This window comes from Blattabacterium cuenoti, from assembly GCF_014251655.1.
Lineage (GTDB): Bacteria > Bacteroidota > Bacteroidia > Flavobacteriales > Blattabacteriaceae > Blattabacterium > Blattabacterium cuenoti_I.
Window position 1 is genome coordinate 65854 of the sequence record NZ_CP059225.1, and the last position, 24907, is coordinate 90760.

The 24907-nt window shown below is 24.8% G+C and carries 23 protein-coding genes; 14 read left to right on the plus strand and 9 right to left on the minus strand.

The features are described from left to right. Positions 1-148: 148 nt before the first annotated feature. The 5 genes from H0H63_RS00270 to H0H63_RS00290 are packed head-to-tail and all read right to left on the minus strand — an operon-like array spanning position 149 to position 4564. Positions 149-499, minus strand: coding sequence for a DUF3127 domain-containing protein (locus H0H63_RS00270; RefSeq protein WP_185858570.1), 351 nt, complete (start codon positions 497-499; stop codon positions 149-151). 6 nt (positions 500-505) lie between these two features. After that, complete coding sequence (locus H0H63_RS00275; protein WP_185858571.1) at positions 506-1447, minus strand: SPFH domain-containing protein; 942 nt, start codon at positions 1445-1447, stop codon at positions 506-508. A gap of 17 nt (positions 1448-1464) precedes the next feature. Continuing rightward, on the minus strand, positions 1465-1779 hold the full coding sequence (locus H0H63_RS00280) for an iron-sulfur cluster assembly protein (RefSeq protein ID WP_185858572.1): 315 nt from the start codon (positions 1777-1779) through the stop codon (positions 1465-1467). Between the two features lie 6 nt (positions 1780-1785). Next, a complete protein-coding gene (locus H0H63_RS00285) occupies positions 1786-3159 on the minus strand; it encodes a M16 family metallopeptidase (protein WP_238784409.1) in 1374 nt (457 codons plus the stop codon). 46 nt (positions 3160-3205) lie between these two features. Then, entirely contained in the window at positions 3206-4564 is a 1359-nt protein-coding gene (locus tag H0H63_RS00290) for a M16 family metallopeptidase (RefSeq protein ID WP_185858574.1), read from the minus strand. Positions 4565-4675: 111 nt separating this feature from the next. Here H0H63_RS00290 and H0H63_RS00295 point away from each other — a divergent pair, with 111 nt between their 5' ends. Genes H0H63_RS00295 through H0H63_RS00320 form a run of 6 tightly spaced genes read left to right on the plus strand, consistent with a single transcriptional unit; the run spans position 4676 to position 12778 of the window. Further along, positions 4676-5989: a c-type cytochrome gene (locus H0H63_RS00295; RefSeq protein ID WP_185858781.1), complete on the plus strand. Its 1314-nt coding sequence runs from the start codon at positions 4676-4678 to the stop codon at positions 5987-5989. Between the two features lie 39 nt (positions 5990-6028). Beyond that, positions 6029-8980, plus strand: a complete 2952-nt coding sequence (locus tag H0H63_RS00300; RefSeq protein ID WP_185858575.1) for a 4Fe-4S dicluster domain-containing protein — start codon at positions 6029-6031, stop codon at positions 8978-8980. A gap of 19 nt (positions 8981-8999) precedes the next feature. Then, positions 9000-10391: an NrfD/PsrC family molybdoenzyme membrane anchor subunit gene (gene nrfD / locus H0H63_RS00305; RefSeq protein ID WP_185858576.1), complete on the plus strand. Its 1392-nt coding sequence runs from the start codon at positions 9000-9002 to the stop codon at positions 10389-10391. Further along, complete coding sequence (locus tag H0H63_RS00310) at positions 10384-10908, plus strand: DUF3341 domain-containing protein (RefSeq protein ID WP_185858577.1); 525 nt, start codon at positions 10384-10386, stop codon at positions 10906-10908. The genes nrfD and H0H63_RS00310 overlap by 8 nt, the downstream gene beginning before the upstream one ends. A 14-nt stretch (positions 10909-10922) precedes the next feature. Continuing rightward, positions 10923-11534, plus strand: coding sequence for a c-type cytochrome (locus tag H0H63_RS00315; protein ID WP_185858578.1), 612 nt, complete (start codon positions 10923-10925; stop codon positions 11532-11534). A gap of 20 nt (positions 11535-11554) precedes the next feature. Next, positions 11555-12778: a hypothetical protein gene (locus tag H0H63_RS00320; RefSeq protein ID WP_317168043.1), complete on the plus strand. Its 1224-nt coding sequence runs from the start codon at positions 11555-11557 to the stop codon at positions 12776-12778. A 237-nt stretch (positions 12779-13015) separates the two neighbouring features. Here the strand turns inward: H0H63_RS00320 and H0H63_RS00325 are convergent, their stop codons facing one another. The 3 genes from H0H63_RS00325 to tsaB all read right to left on the minus strand — a co-directional run bounded on the left by H0H63_RS00325 (position 13016) and on the right by tsaB (position 16690). Next, entirely contained in the window at positions 13016-13711 is a 696-nt protein-coding gene (locus tag H0H63_RS00325; RefSeq protein ID WP_185858580.1) for a potassium channel family protein, read from the minus strand. Between the two features lie 9 nt (positions 13712-13720). Further along, the gene (locus H0H63_RS00330) at positions 13721-15469 is read right to left on the minus strand and encodes a TrkH family potassium uptake protein (protein ID WP_185858581.1); all 1749 of its coding nucleotides are present in this window, start codon (positions 15467-15469) and stop codon (positions 13721-13723) included. Between the two features lie 576 nt (positions 15470-16045). After that, positions 16046-16690, minus strand: a complete 645-nt coding sequence (tsaB, locus tag H0H63_RS00335; RefSeq protein ID WP_185858582.1) for a tRNA (adenosine(37)-N6)-threonylcarbamoyltransferase complex dimerization subunit type 1 TsaB — start codon at positions 16688-16690, stop codon at positions 16046-16048. A gap of 28 nt (positions 16691-16718) precedes the next feature. Here tsaB and nadE point away from each other — a divergent pair, with 28 nt between their 5' ends. The 3 genes from nadE to cysS are packed head-to-tail and all read left to right on the plus strand — an operon-like array spanning position 16719 to position 19669. Then, entirely contained in the window at positions 16719-17513 is a 795-nt protein-coding gene (gene nadE, locus H0H63_RS00340; protein ID WP_185858583.1) for an NAD(+) synthase, read from the plus strand. A 48-nt stretch (positions 17514-17561) separates the two neighbouring features. After that, positions 17562-18212 carry a GTP cyclohydrolase I FolE gene (folE, locus tag H0H63_RS00345; RefSeq protein ID WP_185858584.1) on the plus strand — a complete coding sequence of 217 codons (651 nt, stop codon included), beginning with the start codon at positions 17562-17564 and terminating at the stop codon, positions 18210-18212. A 5-nt stretch (positions 18213-18217) separates the two neighbouring features. Then, a complete protein-coding gene (gene cysS / locus H0H63_RS00350) occupies positions 18218-19669 on the plus strand; it encodes a cysteine--tRNA ligase (protein ID WP_185858585.1) in 1452 nt (483 codons plus the stop codon). A 4-nt stretch (positions 19670-19673) separates the two neighbouring features. On the opposite strand, the gene H0H63_RS00355 is transcribed toward cysS, so the two are convergent. After that, on the minus strand, positions 19674-20813 hold the full coding sequence (locus H0H63_RS00355; RefSeq protein WP_185858586.1) for a trans-sulfuration enzyme family protein: 1140 nt from the start codon (positions 20811-20813) through the stop codon (positions 19674-19676). Positions 20814-20948: 135 nt separating this feature from the next. On the opposite strand from H0H63_RS00355, the gene atpB reads away from it, so the two are divergent. From atpB to atpA, 5 genes are read left to right on the plus strand one after another with little or no spacing between them, the layout of a single operon-like run. Further along, on the plus strand, positions 20949-22019 hold the full coding sequence (gene atpB, locus H0H63_RS00360) for a F0F1 ATP synthase subunit A (protein WP_185858587.1): 1071 nt from the start codon (positions 20949-20951) through the stop codon (positions 22017-22019). A 14-nt stretch (positions 22020-22033) separates the two neighbouring features. Further along, on the plus strand, positions 22034-22261 hold the full coding sequence (atpE, locus tag H0H63_RS00365) for an ATP synthase F0 subunit C (protein WP_185858588.1): 228 nt from the start codon (positions 22034-22036) through the stop codon (positions 22259-22261). 8 nt (positions 22262-22269) lie between these two features. Continuing rightward, entirely contained in the window at positions 22270-22755 is a 486-nt protein-coding gene (gene atpF, locus H0H63_RS00370; protein ID WP_185858589.1) for a F0F1 ATP synthase subunit B, read from the plus strand. Positions 22756-22771: 16 nt separating this feature from the next. Next, positions 22772-23308: an ATP synthase F1 subunit delta gene (gene atpH, locus H0H63_RS00375; protein ID WP_185858590.1), complete on the plus strand. Its 537-nt coding sequence runs from the start codon at positions 22772-22774 to the stop codon at positions 23306-23308. A gap of 17 nt (positions 23309-23325) precedes the next feature. Further along, positions 23326-24906, plus strand: a complete 1581-nt coding sequence (gene atpA / locus H0H63_RS00380) for a F0F1 ATP synthase subunit alpha (RefSeq protein ID WP_185858591.1) — start codon at positions 23326-23328, stop codon at positions 24904-24906. The last annotated feature ends 1 nt before the right edge of the window (position 24907 follow it).

Here is a 24907-nt window from a genome sequence, read left to right on the forward strand (position 1 = left end):
AGATGCTAAACGTATTTTCAAAAAAGAAATGGAAAAAATTACATCTTCAAATGATTTTTTATGCTAAAGAATATTATCCGTTAAAAAAAGATGTAATTTTTCAGGAATTTTTGAAAAATAACTTTTTTTTTAATAAAAAATTATGATTTTAGAAAGGTAAATCATCAAAATCATCAGAAGACAAAGATGGAGATGATATAGTAGTAGAAGAAGTTTTTTTAGAAATTTCTGAATCTTCTATTTTCCATCCTTGAATAGAATTAAAATATTTAATTACACCTTCTGGATTTGTCCATTCTCTTCCACGAAGATTGATAAAAACTTTTATTTTATCTTTTGGATTAATATTTTCTAATAAATCTACCTTATCTTGAATAAATTCAATCAATATATTTTGAGGATATGGTTCTTCTGTGGTTAATACCATTTCTCTTTTTTTAAAACCACTACCAAACCTTTGAATTTCAAATAGTTTTTTAACTCTACCTATAATTTCCATGAAACTTTATGATTTATTTTTTTTACTATTATTCTTTTTTTTTAAATTTTCTCCAATTTGATTAGAAATATTGAATGAAGTAATCATATTATTTAACATTTCACTAGCTGCACCTGGAGAATTAGGTAATAAAATTAAATTAGTATTTCCATTTTCTCCCATGGATTGAAGTGTATCATAATGTTGTGTTACCACAATTAAAGCAGAAGCTTCTTGTGAATTTATTCCTACGTTATTCAATACTTCAACTGATTCTAAAATTCCTCTAGCTATTTCTCTACGTTGGTCTGCAGTCCCCTTTCCTTGCAATTTTTTACTTTCAGCTTCTGCTTTAGCTTTAGCTACAATTTTAATTCTTTCAGCTTCTGCTTTATATTCTGCTGCTACTTTTTCTCTTTCAGCTGTATTAATCCTATTCATAGCCTGTTTTACTTGTTCATCTGGTTCTAAATCTGTAACTAATGCTTTAATTATAGAATATCCGTATCCTAAAATGGCCCCTTCCAATTCTTTTTTTACCACAATAGCAATATGATCTTTTCTTTCAAAAACATCATCTAAACGCATTTTTGGAACTTCGGCTCTAACAACATCAAATATATAAGAAGTTATTTGAGCATGAGAATTATCTAATTTATAAAAAGCTTCATACACTTTTTCTTTAATTACTTTAAATTGAACTGATATTTTTACTTTTACAAAAACATTATCTTTAGTTTTTGTATCTACTAAAATATCCAATTGTTGAATTTTCAATGTTAATTTTCCTATTATGTGATCTAAAATAGGAATTTTAAAATTCAATCCAGCATAACGAATACTATGGAATTTTCCCATTCTTTCCACAATAGCTGCTGTTTGTTGATTAATTATAAATATAAAACTGGAAAAAAAAGATAACATTAAAAGAATCAATATTCCATAAAATAGTAAATTAAAAATACTCATATTTATTTAATAAAAATTTATAAAAACCCTAATTCTAAACGAGCTTCTTCGCTCATAAATTCTTTACTCCAAGGAGGATCAAATGTCAAAACTACATTCACTTTTTTTATTTCTTTCAGAGATTTCACTTTTTTATCGACTTCCGATAATAAACCTTCAGCTATTGGGCAATTAGGCGTTGTTAAAGTCATTACTATTTTAACCTCTTTTTTACTAGAAATTTGAATATCATAAATAAGACCTAATTCATAAATATCTACTGGAATTTCTGGATCATATATGCTTTTTAACATACAAATAATACGATCCTCCAAATAATTATCTTTATTCATTTTATTTCATACTTCTTTATTTAATGAAGATCCAAATTGATCAAAATAATAAATCGGATAACCAAATTTTTTGATATTAGGCAATATTTCACTAGCTTTTCCAATAATTAAAATTCTTCCATTTTTGATAGAAAAAAATTTCTTACATGATTGATATACATCATTTACACTAACTAATTGTATTTTAGATAAATAATTTTTATAAAACCCACTAGAAAGATTATTTTTTGATTCACAAATAAAAAAATCAATCAATCTATTAGGATCTTCTAAATCCAGAATGAATTGACCTATTATTTCTTTTTTCTTAATATTTAATTCTTCCGAAGATACTTTGTTTTTTGTTATTTTAACAATTTCTTTTAATATATCTCTAATAGCATTCTCTGTTACTTCATTTCTTACTTGAGTATAAACTGAAAAATAACCAATGTTTCTATCTGATTTTAAGACAGAATAAGCTCCATATGTATATGCCTTTTTTTCTCTAATATTTAAAAATAAACGACTTTGAGGTCCTCCACCTAAAATTCCATTAGCTAATATAGAAGAAAAATATGTAGGATCACTTTTTTTAAAAGAAATAGGACCACCAAAACAAATAATAGACTGTGTTAGAGTAGGAATATCAACTATATCTATCTCTATTTGAGATGGTAGGTAATATTCATTATTAATAGGTTTATCTAGGTACGACTTTTTTTTCCATTTGGAAAAATAAAGATTAGATAACTCTTTTGCCTCTTTTTTAGAAATATCTCCTATAAAAGAAAGATAAAAAATATTTGGTATATAATATTTATTATACAATTTTTTTAAATCATGAATATTTATATTTTTGATAGAATGATAGTTTTCATATTCTCCATATGGATGATTTTTTCCATAATATAAGACATTTTTAACACGTTGTAAAATAGAGTTGGGATCTTTTTCAGAAATACTAATATCGATTATCCTTTGATTGATAATTTTTCTCAATTCTTTTAAATTATCGAACTTAGTATTCATTGCAATATCACTTACTATAGAAATAGATTTTCTTAAATACTTTTTTAAAGTAGAAATGGATATTTCAGAAAAGGAAGTATATAAATTTGTTCCCATATAATCAATCATATCATCTAATTCTTCCTTAGAATGATTTTTTGTTCCAGAACGTAGCATTTGACCAAATACTTTTTTTATCCCAGTTTTATCTTTTTCTAAAAAAGGATTACAATCTAACTCTAAACTAACTCTTACTAAAGGAAGCTTATGATCTTCAATAACCAAAACTTTTAATCCATTTTTCATATGGAAGACTGTTGGTTTATCAATATTGACAATAATCTTTCTTTTTAAAGACTTAGGAGGAATATTTCGATTAAATGAAAACATAATGGTTGTATGAAAAAAAATTATTGTAATAAAAATTTTAATAAATTTATTCGATGGTATTTTCTTTTTCTGGAACATTATATAAACGAACTCTATTATTTTTATTTAAATACTTATTAGCAACTTTTTTGATATCTTCCGTAGTTATTTTTTTATATTTATCTATATCATTGTTAATTAAATTAGAATCATGATAATATAAATAATAATAAGATAAATTTGAAGCAATTCCACTCATAGAATAATTATCATAAATAAATTTTTTTTCAAAAAAATTTATTTGTTTTTCCAATTCATATTGTGTAATTCCTTTTTCTTTCAGAAGATCAATTTCTTGATCTATTATTTGAGTTAAATGATCTAATGTTCCTCCAGGATTAATCAATCCGTATATAATAAAAATTCCATAATCTTCCATAGTCTCTAAAAAAGAACCTGCATAAGAAGCTATTTGTTTTTTATTGACGACATTTTTTACGATTCTAGAACTCTCTCCAGAAGAAAGAATATGGTCTATAATTTTTAATACATAAGAATCTTTATCTATTATTTTAGGAACTCTATATGATAAAAAAACTCCAGGAATTTTAGTATTCTTATCTACATATGTAGAATGTATTTCTTTTTCAATAGGAGGTTCCTCTATTTTTTTCATTTTAAAATTTACTTTTCCTTTTGGAATAGAGGAAAAATATTTTTTATATAATATTTTAGCTTCATTCACATCAAAATCACCTGCTATAACTAAAACAGCATTATTCGGAACATAATATGTCTTATAAAATTTCCTATAATCATTTTCTGTAGCTCTATCTAAATCTTGATCTAATCCAATAATAGGATATTTATACGGATGTTTTTTAAATAATAAAGATGGAATTTTTTCTGAAATAGCTGTAATATATGGTTGATTTTCAACTTGCATTTTTTTTTCTTCTTTTACTACTTTTCTTTGTCTATTAATACTTTCCCTATCCAACTTTGCATGTAACATTCTTTCAGATTCTAACCACAAAGCTAATGGAAGACGATCCGATGGTAAAACCTCATAGTAACAAGTTTCATCATGATTAGTATAAGCATTATTTTTTCCTCCATTAGAAGCTATATATTTGAAGTATTCTCCCTTTTTAATATTTTTTGAACCTTCAAACATTAAATGTTCAAAAAAATGAGCAAATCCAGATTTTCCTGGAGATTCGTTTTTACTTCCAACATGGTATAAAACAGAAACAGAAACTAAGGGATTAGTATTATCTTGATGCAAGATAACATGTAAGCCGTTTGGTAATTTATCTTCTATAAACTTAATTTTATCATATCCTTTTTTTTTGTATTCTTTAGTTTGTGAATGATTTGACATCATAGCTGCTAACATTAAGAAAAACAAACAAATCTTATTCATGAAACAAAATTAAAGAAAAGATTAAAAATAAACAATATGAATTTGTTTTTCATAAAACAAGATTTTTTCTTTTGTTCTATTTTTGTCAAATATGAATTTGTTGATTTAATCATGAAAAAAATTATTTTCATTTTGTCTTTTTTTTTAACAGCAAATGCCGTTGAAAATATAAAAGGAGATGCCAAACAAGGAAGTGATCTTTTTAAAAAAAATTGTACAGCATGTCATGCTATGAATTTAGAACAAAAAATGATAGGACCTGCTTTAGCCGATGTTACTAAAAAAAGAAGTAGAGAATGGTTACACAAATGGATCATCAACAATAAATCTTTAAGAGAAAGCGGAGATAAAGATGCTATAGCCATTTACAAAGAATATGATAATTTAGAAATGAATTTATTTCCTCAATTATCTGAAAAACAAGTAGATGATATTTTATCTTTTATTCAAAAACCCAATTCTATAAAAAAAGAAAATGAAAATAATGATGATAGTGAAAATAAAGAAATAAATTTCTATACGGAAGAAAATAAATTTTTATTTAAGTTTATAGTTTTTTGTTTTATCATTTTATCGTTAATTATAATTTGGGTTTTATATAGAATTCAACTTTTATCTAAGTTAGTTAATAATGAAAATCCTGTTTCTGATAAAAAAAACTTTTCTATAAAAATTAGATTAAAAAGGATTTTATACGATAAAATTTTAGGAAGAAAAAAAGAAAAATGGTATATACTATCTTGTTTTATAGGTTTTTTTTCATTAATAGGAATATATGGAATTTGGAATTTTTTAATGAAAATAGATGTAAATAAAGGATATAAACCAGAACAACCTATCTATTTTTCTCATAAAATTCATTCTGATATTAATGGAATTGATTGTCAATATTGTCATTCTTCTGCAAAAGAAGGAAAGGTTTCTAGTATTCCTTCAACCAATGTTTGTATGAATTGTCATATTACTATCAATGAATATAATGGAGATTATTTAGAAAAAGGAAAAAATAGAAACGAATATAATGAAGAAATACAAAAAATATATTATGCAATTGGATGGGATCCAAAAAAAAGAAAATATTCAAAGAAAACAAATCCTATTCAATGGATACGTATACATAATATGCCAGATTTTGTGTATTTTGATCATTCTCAACATGTTATATCTGGAAAAAACATGATAAAAAAATTAAAAAAAGTAAATTTAGTTTGTAACGCTTGTCATGGGGAAGTACAAAAAATGGATCAAGTAGAAATGTCTAATGATTTTACCATGGAATGGTGTATTTCTTGTCATAAAAATGTGGAAATAGATATAAGTAATCAATACTATAAAACATATTTTCATAAAAAAATAAAAAAAGAAAATAAAAAAATAACAGTTGATATGATTGGTGGAACTGAATGTGCTAAATGTCATTATTGATATTAAAATTGAAAAAGTATAAAGAAACTAAATTGTGTTATGAAATCAAAAAAAAACATAAATGACGATACTCATTTCATACAAGATTTTTTTAAAGAAAAAACTTCTAGACGTGATTTTTTAAAATGGATTGGTTTTAGTACAGCTTCAGTAACTTTAGCTGCTTGTAAAGGTCCAGTAATTAAATCTATTCCTTATGTTGTGAAACCGGATAGTATAACCCCTGGAATTCCTAATTATTATGCTTCTACTATGATAGATTCTTTTGACATAGGATGTGTTTTAGTAAAAACAAGAGAAGGTAGACCTATTAAAATAGAACCTAATTCAATTTCAAAACATTTTAATACAACTTCAGCTAGAATACAATCCTCATTATTATCTCTTTATGATGAAGAAAGATTGAGACATCCTTTTTTAAAAGGAAAAAAAAGTTCTTGGAAAAAAATAGATGATTATGTTATAAGATATTTAGAAGAATCATTGAAAACAAAAAAAAATATTATATTTATTTCTCCATCTTTTCCAAGTTTTTCTACAAAAAAATTAATTCAATCTTTTAAAAAGATATATCCAAATACTAAATGGATTACTTATGATCCTATTTCTTATTCTAAGTCATTAAATGCGTCAAAAAAAATATTTGGTGTACGATCTATTCCTTTTATTAATTTAGAAAAAACAGAACTAATAATTTCATTTGATGCGGATTTTTTAGGAGATTGGAGTCCAGAAAATATGGGAAAGGCTTATGTTTCTAATAGAAATCCTAAAAAATCTATGATGCAGCATATTCAAATAGAAAGTAATATGTCTCTATCTGGAGCCAACGCAGACATTAGAATATCTAAAAAACCTTTTTACATTAAAAAAATGTTGGTTGAAATTTATCAAAAAATTTTTTTTGGAAAGGAACCTAAAGATAAATATATCAAGAAAATCATTTCTTTAGTTAAAAAAAAAGGATCTAAAAGCGTCATTCTTGCAGATGGAGATCAAGAGTCTTATGAAATATCTTATTTAATTAACAAAAAAATTAATAGCAATGCATTAAGAGATAAAAAATTTATTCTTTCAAAAGAAAGTAATGATGATGAATTTAAAAAATTTATAAAAAATGATGTAGAAAAAGAAAATATTGGATGTTTATTTATTAATAATATAGACCCTATTTATAGTCTTCCACTATCTATTTCCAAAAAATTAAAAGAATTTATAAAAAAAATACCATTAACTGTTTCGTTTTCCATGAATAAAAATGAAACGGACGAAATAATGGATGTATTAATACCTATCCCACACTGGCTCGAATCTTGGGGAGATACTCATCCTATCACAAATGTTTATACACTTATACAACCTACAATACAACGAATTTTTAATACAAGACAATTTCAAGAATCTTTGATTATTTGGGGAAAAAATAAAGAAAATAATTATTATGAATATTTGAAAAATATTTGGGAAAAATATATTATTCCCAAATCTAATGTTTCTTCTTTTAATGAAGCTTTATTTTATGGAGTTGTAGAAAAAACCGATTCATCTGATATTCTTTTAAAAGAAAATCTTGATGAAAAAAAAATATATAGATACGAAAACAAAAAAATAATCAATGATAAAAAAAACAAAATAGAAAAATTTTTTGAACTCAGGTTATATACAAAGATTAGTATGGGAGATGGATATCAATACAATAATCCTTGGTTGCAAGAACTACCGGATCCTATTACAAGAACAACTTGGGATAATTATTTAACCATGTCTTATTTAGATGCAATTCAAATAGGGGTAAAAAATTGGAATACACTAGATGGAAGTTTAAATGGAGATTGTGTAAGCTTAATTAAAAATAATAAAATATTAATTCAAGATATTCCTGTTTTTATTCAGCAAGGACAAGCTATAGGTTCTATAGGATTATCCTTTGGGTATGGACAAAAAAAAGGTAAGTTATCAAAATTTTGTAATGGGAAAAATGCTTATCATATTTACGATGATTTTAACATTATACAAAATAATATACGGATAAAAAAAGTAAATAAAATACATAAATTTGCTTGTATACAATTACAAAATGAAACGGTTGATAGGATTTTAGTGAAAGAAACTAGTTTAAATATTTTTCTAAAAAAAACTAAAGAATTTTGGAATGAAGAAGAAAAAATATCGACTTATAAAGGAATGCTCCCTACAAAAAAAATTTCTTCTATTTGGAATCAAGAAAAAACAGAAAAAGAGAAAAACGGACATCATTTTAATTTATCCATAGATTTAAATGCTTGTATCGGATGTGGATCTTGCATTATTGCATGTCATTCAGAAAATAATGTTCCTATTGTCGGAAAGGAAGAAATACAAAAATCTAGAGATATGCATTGGATTCGTGTAGATAGATATTATATAAATAATAATTCAAAAAATAAAAATCATCCGAATAATTCAAAAAAAGTCGTTTTCCAACCAGTAATGTGTCAACATTGTGAGCAGGCCCCTTGTGAAACGGTATGTCCGGTAGGAGCCACCTCTCATGGAGTACAAGGTCAAAACATGATGGTTTATAATAGATGTGTAGGAACCCGTTATTGTGCTAATAATTGTCCTTATAAAGTAAGACGTTTTAATTGGTTTAATTATGCTAATAATCCAAAATTTGACTATAATATGAATAATAATTTAGGAAAAATGGTGATCAATCCCGATGTTGTTGTTAGAACCAGAGGAGTGATGGAAAAATGCTCTTTATGTATACAAAGAACACAATATGTTATAGGAACGGCAAAAAAAGAAAATAGAAGTATCAAAGATCAAGAATTTGAAACGGCTTGTAGTATTTCTTGTCCAACAAAAGCCATTACTTTTGGAGATATCAATGATGAAAAAAGTCTTATTTCAAAAAAAATAAAAAGTTCAAGATCTTATAAACTTCTTGATTTTCTTGGTGTTAATCCAAATGTATCTTATCAATTGAAGATAAGAAATGATATGTAAAAAATGAAATAGAAAAATTATGTTAGATCACTATGAATCTTCTTCTATAAGAAATCCATTAATTATAGGAAAAAAAACATATAAAAATATTACAGATGATATCTTAAATCCTATAATAAAAAAAAAATGTGGAAAATTATGGTGGATAGCTTTATTTATTTCTATTTTAGCTTTTTTATGGGGAATTCTATGTATTTTTTATACAATAGGAACTGGTATTGGAGTTTGGGGTTTAAACAGAACAATAAATTGGGCTTGGGATATTACTAATTTTGTTTGGTGGGTTGGAATTGGTCATGCTGGAACTTTAATTTCTGCTGTTTTATTATTATTCCGTCAAAAATGGCGTTTGTCTATTAATCGTTCAGCAGAAGCAATGACTATTTTTGCAGTCATACAAGCTGGTTTATTTCCAATTATTCATATGGGAAGGCCATGGAATGCTCATTGGGTTTTACCTATTCCTAATCAATTTGGAACATTATGGCCTAACTTCAATTCTCCTCTATTATGGGATGTTTTTGCCATTAGTACTTATTTTTCTGTTTCTGCCGTATTTTGGTTTATGGGACTTATTCCTGATTTTGCAATGATACGAGATCGTGTTTCAAATCCTTTTAAAAAAAAAATTTATAGTATTCTTAGTTTTGGATGGGGAGGAAGCTCTAAAGAATGGCAAAGATTTGAAGAACTATCTTTAGTATTAGCAGGATTGTGTACTCCATTGGTTTTTTCTGTACATACTATAGTTTCTTTTGATTTTTCAACTTCTGTTATTAAAGGATGGCATAGTACAATATTTCCTCCTTATTTTGTCGCAGGAGCTATTTTTTCTGGATTCGCTATGGTACAAACTTTATTAGGTGTTACAAGAAAAGTTCTTTCTTTAGAAAATTATATTACTAGAGACCATATTGAATATATGAATATGATTATTCTTTTAACAGGAGGAATAGTTTTATTAGCTTATATTTCCGAATTTATTCTTTCTTGGTATTCTGGAAATATTTTTGAAAAATTTATTTATTTTTCTGTAGAAGCAGCTAAAGGACCATTTTGGTGGGCTTTCTGGACTCTTATCATTTGTAATGTTGTCATTCCACAATTTTTGTGGATTAAATCTATACGAAGAAGTTTTTTTTGTTCTTATGTCATATCAATAATTATAAATATTGGAATGTGGTTTGAAAGATTTGATATTATTGTTTTAAATCTAAGTCATGATTATCTTCCATCATCTTGGACTGGTTTTATTCCATCGTTTGTAGATGTTGGAATATTTATAGGGACTTTTGGTTTATTTTTTATTCTTTATTTATTATACATACGTGTATTTCCAGTGATCTCACAATCAGAATTGAAAACCATATTGAAATCAGAAAATAACAAAATAATAAGGAAAAATGAATAAAATACATGTACATGCATTATATGATAATGATGATACATTGGTAAATAGTATTAAAGTGATTCAAAATCATACTCAATTTAGTATTTATGAAGTATATTCTCCTTTTCCAATACATAACTTAAATAAAATATTAAAATTAAAAAAAACAAACTTATCTTTTTTATCTTTTATATATGGATTACTTGGTTTTTGTATAGCAAGTCTATTAACTTGGTATGTCATGATTGTAGATTGGCCTCAAAATATCGGAGGAAAACCCTCTTTTTCTTGGATAAGAAATGTTCCTTCTTTTATTCCCGTTATATTTGAATTATCAATTTTTTTTTCTGCACATTTTATGTGTATAACTTATCTTATTCAATGCAAATTATTTCCAGGATTGACTCCGAAAAATCCAGATCCTAGAACTACTGATGATATGTTTTTAATGGAAATTCATACCGAAAAAAATACGGATGAATTAGTAAACTTGCTAAAGGAAAATGGAGCTATGAAAATTATTATAAAAAACATATAATTTAGGAATAAATTATGATTAAATACTTTTTTAAAATAATTATTATTTTTAATATTTTTTTATTTTTAGAGTCTTGTTGGATAAACAAAAAAAAACCCAATGTGGTATATATGCCAGATATGTATTATTCAGAAGCATATGAGCCATATGCAGATCCTAATTTCAATTATAAAAGAAAACTTAAAAAAATTCCCATTCCTTTTTTTTCAAAAGGAAAAACTTCTTCTCTTTTACCGGTAAAAGGAAGTATTCCTAGAACATATTTTTATAATTCTATTTCTTATCAAATAAAAAGTAAAGGATTTAGTTATTCTAAAAAAATAAAGACGTATCCTTTTCAAAAAACAGTAGGAGAAACAGAAGAAATTATTTTAAAAAAAGGTAAAAAATTATATCAAATAAACTGTGCTATATGCCATGGAAATAAAGGAGATGGACAAGGTCCATTAGTAAAGAATGATAAAATTTTAGGTATTCCTAATTATAAAGATAGAGATATTACTATTGGTAGTGTTTATCATATCATTACGTATGGAAAAAATAATATGAATTCTTATGCATCCCAATTAAATGAAATAGATAGATGGAAAGTATCAAAATATGTAATGTATCTAAAAAATAAATAAAGATGTATCGATTTTCTATAATGAATAAAAAAATTATCATTTCAATGATAATTATTGGTTTTATTTTGATTTTATTGGATAAAAAATTTTTTAATAAAAAAATTTATAATTTTTCTAAAGAAGAAGGAAAAGAAATAAAATATGAAAAAAAAGAAAATGAACCTTGGAGTGGTTTATATATTTCCATTTTTTATTTTACTTCTATATCTTTGGGCGCTTTATTTTTTTTAGGAATACAAAATATTTCAAATTCAGGATGGTCTATTATTATTCATCCAATAATGGAAGATATAGCTTCTTTTATTCCATATGGAAGTATCATGATTTTTATCATTTTATCATTAAATACCCTTGATTATATTCATTTATTTCATTGGATGAGTCCGGATCTATTCGATCCTATTTCTTTAAAGTATGATAAAATTATTGCAAGTAAAAAACTATTTTTAAATACTCCTTTTTTTTTAATAAGAAGTTTAATTTATGTATTAGGATGTAGTTTTTTTTATTTTAAAATAAGGAAAAAATCTCATATACTCGATCAAACACATTCTTTGAATGATTATAAAAAATTGTATTTTATATCTCTTATTTTCATTATATTTTTCTCCATTGTTTCTATACTGATAGCATGGGATTGGATTATGTCTTTAAATCCACATTGGTTTAGTACTTTATTCGGATGGTATATTTTAAGTAGTTATATAGTAACAGGAATAGGAACAATTACAATTATATCTATTTACCTTAATAAAAAAGGATATTTCCCTTTATTTAATAAAAATCATTTGCATGACTTAAGCAAATATTTATTTTCTAGTAGTTTATTATGGAGTTATTTATGGTTTTCACAATTCCTACTTTATTGGTATGGAAATATTCCAGAAGAAATTTATTATTTCTTAAAGAGAGAAGAAATATATCAATCTATTCATTTTTGGATATTAATTCCAAATCTTGTTATTCCACTATTTGGATTAATAAGTAGCAAAAATAAAACTAACCCTAAAATAGTTTTTTCAATAGCTTTTACCTTACTTATTGGACATTATATAGAAACATATAGTTTAATAGCTCCTGATGTAGAAATCCAATTCGGAATGTCTGAAATTGGTTCTTTATTACTAATAGGAGGTATTTTTTATTATATTTTATTTTCAAATTTGAATAAGAGAAAACCAAATGCTTCCAAAGGAAATCCTTTTTTTCAAGAAAGTAAAAATTATGAATATCCTTATATGTAAAACTTTAATTTAAGATAATTTTCTTTGTAAGAAAAAATTCTACTTTTTTATATTATGTATGAAATGAAAAATCTGTAATACGTAATATAAAAAATGAATTTGTAAAAATACTATTGAATGTTGGTTGATTAAAAACGTTTTAACGTTTGTAATATTGATAAACTTCCGTTCAATATGAAAAACAAATTTATGATGAAATATAAAAAAAAAAGATCTTTTTTTTATATTATTAATTAATCATTTTTTATCTTTCAAAAAGTTCATGATTGATTTATTAGAACCGAATAGAGTTAATATGTCTCCTTTTTGTAAAATAGTATCTCCTGTAACAAGTCCGATTACTTTTCTTGTTGAATTATTCTCTTTGTTATACATAGTTTTTTTCATATTTTCTCGTATTACGGTAATTAAAGAAACAGAATATTTTTGTGTTAACTTTAAACTTTTAACAGACTTCCCATTAAAAGAAAATGGAGAAAAAACTTCTGCTATAGAATGTTTATTATCCACTCTGAAATAATCTAATGCATAATTGAAAGATATTTGTTTAGTTAATCTAAATGCAGCATCCTGTTCTGGATGAACAACATCATTAATCCCCATAGCTTCTAATATTGTATCATGTATTTTTGATAAAGATCTACTGATTATTCTAAGATGTTTATATTTTTTTTTTAAAATAGCTGTTGTTACTATTGAGGCCCCTTCATTTTCTCCTATCGCTACAATTCCTAAATCAGCTTGTTGAATAGGTAATACTTTATAAGCGGATTCATTATTAGCATCCATACATACTACATTCGCTATATGATCTTTTAATAAATCTACCTGTTCCATTTTTTGATCTATTCCGAATACTTCATGTCCATTATCTGTTAAATTAAGAGCTAAAGATCTTCCAAAATTACCTAATCCAATAATTATAATCTTCATATTATTTCATTAATTAATAAGAATATCCCCTATAGGATATCTATAACAATAATGATAATTAATTCTATGATTTCTTAATAAACCAATCATTACATTGAAAACTCCTATTCTTCCTAATAACATTAAACATATTAAAACTAATTTACTACCATTTGATAAATTAGAAGTAATCCCTAAAGATAATCCTGCTGTTGAAAAAGCAGAAAAAACTTCAAAAGAAATAGACAAAATATCCTTTTTAGGATCCAATATAATAATCATCAAAATACTTATATATATAACAATTAAAGATAATATAATAATTGAAAAAGCTAATCGAACTGATTCTGAAGATATCTCTTTTCTTTGAATTTCTAATCTTTTTTTTCCTTTAGATAAAGAAACAATATTCATCAAAGCTAGTGCAAAAGTACTAGTTTTGATCCCTCCACCAGTAGATGCCGGAGAAGCACCTATCCACATCAAAAAAATCGTAAAAAAAATAGTAACAGGAGCTAAAGAACTCATATTTAAAACATGAAAACCTGCGGTTCTAGATGTCGCAGAAGAAAAAAATGAAGCCATCCATTTTCCATAAAAAGAAGAATGCTCCGATAGAGAACAATAATATTCACTAACGTAATAAAAAATAGTTCCAAAAAAAAGTAGAAAAAAAGTAGTAAATACAACGATTTTTGTATTTAAAGTTACTATATGTACAGGATATCGAAAATATTCATCTTTAAAAATTCTATAAAAATATTTTTTTATAGTAAACCATATATATGTAAAAAAATTAAATAAAATATGAAACCCTATCCCTCCTAATATCAATAAACAAGCAACAATAAATTGCAACAAATAATTAAATCTTACAGTTTCTGAATACAAACCTTTGCTAAGAGTAGAAAAACCACTATTACAAAAAGCAGATATAGAATGAAAAATAGAAAAAAATAAAGGACTATCGGTTTCTATTATAGTTTTATCTCTAATTGAAAAATAAATTAGTAAGGTTCCTATAGATTCAACTGTCAAAGTGAACATAACTACTTTAACTGCTAAACTAAGAACATTACTTGTAGTTTTTGTATTTAAAAAATTACTAATAAAAATAGCTTCTTTAAAAGAAAATCCATTCCTAAAAAAAAAACTAAAAAAAGAAGTGATAGTTAAAATACCTAAACCTCCTAGTTCCACCAAAATAAGTATAATGACTTTTCCCAAATAAGTAAAATCTTTAGCTGTATCTAATACAACTAACCCAGTTACACATACGGCACTAGTAGAAGTAAATAATGCATCTACAAAGGATATTCTTTTCACTGTTGAAGCCGGTAACATTAATAAAATGGATCCTAAAAAAGATAGAAATACAAAACTAGTAATAAGTATAAAAGCAGGATTATATATTTTAATATATATTATCCGCATAAAATAAGTAACACGAATTAGGATATATAAAATTAAACTAATAAGTAAAGATATTTTGATATCTGTTGTTATTTTTCCTTCTTTGTAGAAGAATATTTTTACAAAAGAAAAAACAATAAAAATTATTAATATAAAAAAAGACAAAAAAATCATGGATTTATAACTTTTTTCAATATTCTTATCAAATAGAATAAATAAGTGTATAATACTTATAGAAGAGACTATACCTATAAGGATTTCCGATTGAAAAAAGTGAAAAGCATTCCATCCTAGATATACAATAATATAAATAAATATAATTGGGGTTGCATATTCTAAAATATTTCGAAGTTTAATTCTAATCATTTCCTAATGAAATATTTTTTTACTATTCTTCTAATATTTTTTTTTCTTTTTTTTAATTTTTTCAGTATACTGAAATATAAAAATATCATAATCAATCTCTACTTTTCTTTTTTATAATCATTTTATCAAAAATTGATATTATTAAACTTAAATTTTGGATGAGATAAAATAAATAATTTTTCTTTTAACAAAAAAATGATTTTTATCTTATTAAATAATCTTATTTAGTAAAAAAAAAGGGAATTTATGTTTTATGGTTCTCTTATTTTTTATCATCTAGTTTGTTTTCATTTTTTAATATAAATAATAAAAAATGGAATTTTACTACTAATTATAACTCAATAATGAATTAAATCCATTTTTTTATATATAAAAATTACAATTCTAATATTTAGAATCGAAAATATATTCATTATGTTATTGAAATAAAAGACTTTTTTTTAATGCATAAATAATTATTACTTTAAAATAGAAAAAATAATATATTATTTTTTTTATTTTAATTATAAATAATTTATTTTCAGTATATTTTTTATGATTTTTAATAAATTTTTTTCATCAAAAATCCTTTCAATTTTACAAATAGAAAGGAAGAAATTTTTCTATATTATTGAATTCCTTATTACAATATTTTACATAAGAAATCTCAGACATATCCATTGATGATGGATATGTTTGGAAAAACAATTTATTATTTTTTACAGATAAAAATTTATCTGCTATAAAATTTCCTAAAAAATAGACCTTTTTATCTTTTTTTTTAGAAAAAGTTTTGAAAAAATTGTCATTAAACTTTTTTATAAAAATAGGGCTCAGTCTTTTTTTATATTCATTAAATAATGAAGTATAAAATAAATCAGATTTAGCATGAATCATAGGGATAAAAATACCACTTTTTATATTATTAAATTTATGAACAAGAATAGTTAAAGAATCTATAGATAATAAAGGAATTCCCAAAGATAAACATAATCCTTTAGCAGCAGAAGCTCCTATTCTTAAAGAAGTATATGATCCTGGACCTTTACTAACACAAATAGATTTTAAATCTTTAAAATCTATTTTAGCTATTTTCATGGCATATTGTATGAACATATGTAATTTTTCTGAATGAAGATACCCTTCTGAACACTCCTCTATAGAGGCTATACATATTCCATTTTTTGCTATACTAATTGAGCAATTTTTTGTAGAAGTTTCTAAATTTAGAATTAAAGACATATATATAAAAAATACACTTTAAAAACAAATGATAAAAGAAGAAAAAATAATTCAACATATCGTATGTTGGTTAAAAAGATATATAAAAAAATCTCAATCAAATGGTTTTATTATTGGAATATCTGGAGGAATTGATTCTTCAGTTACATCTTATTTAGTAGCTCTAACAAAATTAGATACAATAATATTGGAAATGCCTATTTCAGAAAAAGAGGATAGTTTATTATCTAAAAAACATGCAAAATTTTTAACTGATAAATTTGATAATGTTCATTATTTAAAAAAAGATTTATCCACTTTATTCATTTCCTTTTGTCATACTATGAATATAAAAAACAAAACCAAGGAAAACACACTTTTAGCATTAGCTAATGTTAAATCTCGTTTACGAATGTTAATGTTATATTATTACGCTAATATAAAAAATTATCTTGTTGTTGGAACTGGAAACAAAATAGAAGATTTTGGAGTAGGTTTTTTTACAAAATATGGAGATGGTGGAGTTGATTTACTTCCTATAGCAGATTTGACTAAAAGTGATATTCGTTTGATAGCTAAAAAATTGAATATTATAAATGAAATTCAAGAAGCAAAACCAACAGATGGTCTTTGGGAAGATCAACGATCGGATGAAGAACAATTAGGAGCAACTTATGAAGAATTGGAATGGGCTATGAAAATTATAAAGAAAAAAAATTACAATTTTTGTACAACAGAAAACAAAAAAATATTAAAAATATATCAAACTTTACATAGAAAAAATAACCATAAATTGGTTCCAATCCCTATATGTAAAATTCCAAAAATATTAAAATGGGAATGATATCTTCTTTTTATTAAATAAAATATCGTTTTTGTAACTTTATTTTTTATGATGAAAGAAAAAAATAAAAATAAAAATTCTATTTTAAATCATTCATATTTACGAAAAGATGCTTTTTGTAATATAAGTGATCAAGAAAAAATTGAAAAAATAGAAAAACATTTTTTTCAAATTATGAAAGTTTTAGGACTAAATATGAATGATGATAGTTTACGTTTAACTCCTAAACGTGTAGCAAAAATGTTTATACAAGAAATATTTAGTGGTCTTGATCCAAAAAAAATACCTAAACCTTCTATTTTCGAAAATAAATATAAGTATAATCAGATGTTAATAGAAAAAAATATCACAGTTTATTCTACCTGTGAACATCATTTTCTACCTATTGTAGGAAAAGCTCATGTCGGTTATATATCTCATGGAAAAGTTGTTGGACTTTCCAAAATTAATAGGATTGTGAATTTTTATGCAAGAAGACCACAAGTACAAGAACGTTTAACAATGCAAATTGTAGAATATTTACAAAATATATTAGATACAAAAGATGTAGCTTGTATAATAGAGGCAAAACATTTGTGCGTCAACTCTCGTGGAATTAGAGATATAGATAGTACTACGATTACAACTGAATTTATAGGATCTTTTAAGGAAAATTCAGAAGTTCGAAAAGAATTTTTACATCATATTGGAATATCGTAAAACACATGAATACAGTAAGTTATGGTAATTTAAAAATATATAATTCTTTAACAGGAAAAAAGGAATTATTTAAACCTATTCACAAAAAATATGTAGGTATTTACGTTTGTGGACCTACAGTTTACAATCATTTACATTTGGGGAATTGTCGTACTTTTATATCTTTTGATATTATTTTTCGTTATTTCAAACATTTAGGTTATAAAGTTCGATATGTAAGAAATATTACTGATGTAGGACATTTAGAAAATGAGAATAAAGATACAGAAGATAAAATTTCTAAAAAATCTCGTATAGAAGGACTTGAACCTATGGAAATTGTTCAAAAATATACTCTTTCTTTTCATAATTTATTGAATATTTTGAATGTTTTACCTCCAAATATAGAACCAACAGCTACAGGTCATATTATAGAACAAATAGATATGATTCAAGAATTGATAAAAAAAAAATTGGCATATGAAATAAATGGTTCTGTTTATTTTAATCTAAAAGAATATAGAAAATTTTATTCTTATGGAATTCTTAGTAAAAATAAAATTAACCAACTTTTTAATAAAAAATTAAAATTTTCAAAAGAAAAACATTCTTTTCAAGATTTTTCTCTTTGGAAAAAAGCGAATACCAATCATATCATGAATTGGAATTCTCCATGGGGAAAAGGGTTCCCAGGTTGGCATATAGAGTGTACTGTTATGAGTACAAAATATTTAGGAGAAACTTTTGATATTCACGGAGGGGGTCTTGATTTAAAATTTCCTCACCATGAATGTGAATTGGCACAAGCTACGGGTTTTTTTAATAAAAAAGATTTTGCACATTATTGGATGCATACCAACATGTTAACCTTAAATGGAAAAAAAATGAGCAAATCTACGGGTAACTTTTTGGAATTAAAAGACATACTTCATGGAAATGGAAACATTTTTTCTCCTAGTATTATTAGATTTTTCATTTTACAATCTCATTATAGAAGCATTATGAATTTTTCAAACAAAGGACTTGAAAATGCTGAAAAAGGATATATACGTATTATGAAAGCTATCAACATACTGAAAAATTTTCATTCCAATACATCAATACAAAAAAATCATAATTTTGATGTTTATCGATGGATAAATGGTTGTTATAATGCTATTAATGATGATTTTAACCTTCCTTTATTAATAGCTTATTTATTTGAAGCTACACATGTTGTTAATTCTTCTTATATAGAAAATATTAATCATATAGATTTACTAAAAAAATATATGACTCATTTCGTTTTTGATATTTTAGGTCTTCAAGAACCAAAAAATAATTCTTCTATCAATGAAAATTCGAAGAAAAAATTAGAAATACTCACTGAAAGACTAATTCAATTTCGTGTAGAAGCACGAGAAAAAAAAAATTGGAATTTATCGGATAGAATTCGTGAAGAACTATCTCATATCGGAATATTCTTACATGATAGATAATCAATTATTTTAAAGCTTGGTCTATATCCTCTATAAGATCTTCTATATTCTCTATTCCAATAGATAAACGAATAAGAGAATCTTGTATTCCAGATTTTATTCTAATCTCCTTAGGGGTAGATTTATGAGTCATAGTAGCAGGATGACAGATTAAACTTTTTGTTCCTCCTAAACTTTCTGCTAGCTTAAAAAATTTAGTTGATGTAACAATTTTTTTTGCTGATTCTATTTTATCGTTTTTCATGCTAAAAGAAACAATTCCTCCAAAATACCGTTGTTGTTTTATTGCTATCAAATGATTTTTATGATAGGGTAATCCTGGGTAATAAATCTTGTCTATATTTTTTTTCTTTTCCAAAAAAGAAGCAATTCTAAATGCATTTTTAGATTGTTTTTTTACACGTAGATATAAGGTTTGACTTCCTCTAATCGTTAACCAACAATCAATAGGAGATAAAACTCCTCCTGTTGCATTTTGAATATACTTTAATTTTTCATATAAATCAGGATTTTTTACTGTAGCTAATCCAGCTAATACATCTGAATGTCCCGCTAAATATTTCGTTGCGCTATGAATCACTATATCGGCGTGTAACTTAAGAGGGTTTTGAATAGCAGGAGAAGCAAAAGTATTATCTACTACAACTAATAGTTTTGGATTTTTATTTTTTGATTTTATGCTGATATCTTCTATATCAGATACTTTTAAAGTAGGATTCGTAGGAGTTTCCAGCCAAACCAATTTTGTCTTTTTAGAAATAACATTAATACATTCTTCTACATTAGTTGTATCTATAAACTTAGTATGAATGCCCAATTTTTTATATAAATTTAGTAGACGAAACGTCCCTCCATAAATATCGTCTACAGCTACTATTTCATCTCCACATTCTAATAGTTTTAAAACAGCATCTACAGCCGCTAATCCAGAAGAAAAGGCTAAACTAGCATAACCATATTCTAAACTAGTAATTAAATTTTCTAATATCTTCCTTGTAGGATTATTTGTTCTTGTATAATCAAATCCTTTATGAACTCCAGGAGCTTTTTGTATATAAGTAGATGTTTGATAAATAGGCGTAGAAATAGCACCCGTCAGAGGATCAGACAAAATATTTTGAATGAGTTTTGTTTCTTCCTTCATTGTGTAAGAATAAAATTAGATATGCAAATGTACTCTTCAAAAAATGAAAATGCAATTGTTTAAAAAAATTATTTTATATTGATGATGACATTTTTTTTATAAAAAATATAAATTTGTTTTCTATTTTTATAGAATATGATAAAAATCATACGTTTATTATTTTTTCTTGTATTCTTTTTTTTCTGTTTTTCTTGTTGTAAAGAAAAAAAACATGAAAAAACAAATAACCATAGAAATAAAATAAATATAGATCATACAATATTTAATCACATTAATGATTCTCATGAATGGCATATTGCAGGAACTTATGATCATGGAATTGTTTTTTCACTACCTGTGTTTTTATGGAATAGAAATAATAATGGATTAGAAATTTTTTTTTCTTCTAGATTTTCATGTAAAAAAAAAGTGGTAATAGGAAAACATGGATATTATAAAATGTTTAATGGAAGAATATATACAACTAATTCTAGAGGAACATTATATTTAGATAAAAAAGGAATTCCAAAAAATGATAAACCGTTAGATTTTTCTATTACTAAAAATGTAATATCCTTATTTATTTCCTTTTTTTTATTGTGTTATATTTTTATACGTATGAAATATAGTTATGAAAATAATCAAACCAAATGGAATTTGGGTATTCTCATGGAATTTTTAATTGTATTTATACGTGATGAAATTGCCATTCCTAATATGGGAAATAAATATAAAATTTATCTACCTTTTTTATTGACATCCTTTTTTTTTATTTTAACTAATAATTTAATGGGGATGATTCCAGGATTTCCAAATATAACTGGTAATATCAATATTACCTTTGTACTGGCTACTGCTACATTTTTGATTACCAATATAAATGCAACTAAAAGTTATTGGAAACATACTTTTTGTATGACTGGAGTTCCAGTAGGAATTAAATTTTTATTAGCTCCTATAGAATTTTTAGGAATTTTTATTCGTCCATTAACTTTATGTATTCGTTTATTTGCTAATATAACAGCTGGACATATAATTATTTTAAGTTTTATTTGTCTCATTTTTATTTTTAAAAATTTTTTTATAGCTGGGTTTTCCATTATTTTTGGTTTTTTTATTTCTTTATTAGAAATTATGGTAGCTTTTTTACAAGCTTTTATTTTTACTACTTTATCGGCATTACTTATAGGAATGTCTGTAAAAAATTATGAAAATGAAACGCATTAAAAATTAAAATTAATATGGATATAGATTTAACTTATTCAGGAATAGCAGCTTTAGGAGCTGGATTTGCGGTAATAGGTGCAGGTATAGGAATTGGAAAAATTGGAAGTTCTGCTATGGATGCTATTTCTAGACAACCTGAAGCTTCAGATAAAATACAAAATGCAATGATTATTGTAGCTGCACTTATTGAAGGAGCTGCTCTTTTTGGAATAGTAACTGCATTATTAGCTGTATTTAAATAAAATTAGTTATGGATTTAGTTACTCCTTCTATTGGATTGATTGTTTGGCATTCTATTATATTTATAATGCTTATATTATTTCTTTCCAAATTTGCATGGAATCCAATAATCAATTTTATTGATCAAAGAGAAGAAAAAATTAGAAAGTCTATTCAAAAAGCAAATCAAATACAAAAAGAATTGCAAGAAGTAAAAAAGAAAAAAGATAAAATTTTAAAGGAAACACAAATAAAAAGAGATATCATTTTAGAAGAAGCTATTCAAATGAGAGAAAAAATAAGATTAAAAGCTAAAAAAGAAGGAATATTAGAAAAGAAAAAAATTATAGAAGAAACAAAAAAAGATATTCATATAAAAAGAAAAGTAGCTATACAGAAACTAAAAAATGAAATAGGAGATATTTCTATTCAAATAGCGGAAAAAATATTAAAAAAAAAATTAGATCATATACATCAACAAGATAAATTCATAAAAAAATTAGTAGATAAATTATAATTACAAGATAAATTTAATGTTTTCAAATAAAAAAGTAATTAAACATTACGCTAGAGTTTTTTTCGAATTTTCGAAAAAAAAAAATAATTTTTCTTTTAATAAAATAAAGAAAGCCTTTTCTTTATTTTGTCACAATATAGATATTAAGAGAATTATTCTTTCTTCGTTATTAAATTCTGAAAAAAAAATAATCATCTTAAAGAAAATTTTTTATTCTTTTGATCCTTTTATTTTTCAATTTATACAATTGTTAATTCTACATGAAAGAGAATTTCTATTAAGAGAAATTTTTTTAGAATATATCAATATATATGAAGAAGAGAAAAAAGGATTTACAAAATGTACTATCATTTCAGCTATTCCTTTAAGTATAGATATGAAAAAAGTAATTTCACATAAGATGAAAATTTTCACTAAAAAAAAAGAAATTCATATACTTAATCAAGTAGACCCTTCTATTATTGGAGGCTTCTTATTTCGTATAGGATACAAAGAATGGGATTTTAGTATTAAAAAACAATTTTTTTGTATTAAAAAAATATTTAAAAACTAAATAAAGTATTTATTTTAATGTCAGATTTAAAATATTCTGAAATATCTTCTATTCTTAAGGAAGAATTATCAAATTTTCAATTTGAATCAAAATTATCTGAATATGGGATTATTGTTCAAATAGGAGATGGTATAGTTAGATCGTTTGGGTTAAATTCTGCTTTTTATGGAGAATTAGTTGAATTCCATACTGGAATTAAGGGAATAGTATTTAACCTTGAAGAAGATCATGTTAGTATTGTATTATTGCATCCATCAAAAGATATTAAAGAAGGAGATCAAGTCAAAAGAACAGGAAAAGTTCTTTCTATAAAAGTAGGAGAAGGAATGTTAGGTCGTGTTATAGATATATTGGGAAATCCTATTGATGGAAAAGGACCTATAGAAGGAAAATTATTCGAAATGCCTTTGGAAAGAAAGGCTCCAGGTGTCATTTATAGAGAACCGGTTAAAGAATCTTTATATACTGGAATTAAATTTATAGATTCCATGATTCCCATAGGAAGAGGACAAAGGGAATTAATTATTGGAGATAGACAAACTGGAAAAACAACTATAGCTATAGACACTATTATCAATCAAAAAAAATTTTTTGAAGAAAATAATCCTGTTTATTGTATTTATGTTGCTATCAGCCAAAAAGGATCCACAATAGCAAGAATTACTCAAATTTTACAAGAAAAAGGAGCATTACCTTATACAACTATAGTAGCCGCTAAATCTTCTGAACCAGCTTCTATACAGGTTTATGCTCCATTTTCAGGAACTTCTATTGGAGAATATTTTCGTGATACTGGTCGTTCTTCTCTGGTGATATACGACGATCTTTCCAAACAAGCTGTTTCTTATAGAGAAATATCCTTATTATTACGACGTCCTCCGGGTAGAGAAGCTTATCCGGGAGATATTTTTTATTTACATTCTCGTCTATTAGAAAGAGCATCCAAAATTATAAAGGATCAAAATATGGCTGAAAAAATGAATGATCTTCCGGTTTCTATAAAAAAAGAAGTAAAAGGAGGAGGTTCTTTAACGGCTATTCCTATTATTGAGACTCAATCTGGAGATATATCTTCTTATATTCCTACTAATGTAATTTCTATAACAGATGGACAAATTTTTTTAGAAAAAGATTTATTTCATTCTGGGATTCGTCCTGCAATTAATGAGAGTATATCTGTTTCTCGTGTAGGAGGCGCTGCTCAAATTTCCTCCATGAGAAAAATATCTGGAACTCTCAAATTAGATCAAGCTCAATTTAGAGAATTAGAATCTTTTTCAAAATTTGGTTCTGAATTAGATCCGTCTACTATGGAAATTTTAAAAAAAGGAAAAATTAATATAGAAATATTAAAACAACCGGCTCATTCTCCCTATGATATAGCAGATCAAATTGCAATTATTTATGTTGGAACTAAAAATCTTATTAAAGATGTTCCTATTGATAAAATATCATCTTTTGAAAAGGAATATCTTTTTTATTTAAGAGAAAAACATGAAAATTTATTAATTTCTTTAAGAAATGGAATACTTGATGATAAAATATCCGAAATTTTAGATAAAATTGCATTAAAATTAAGTAGAAAATACATTTTATAAA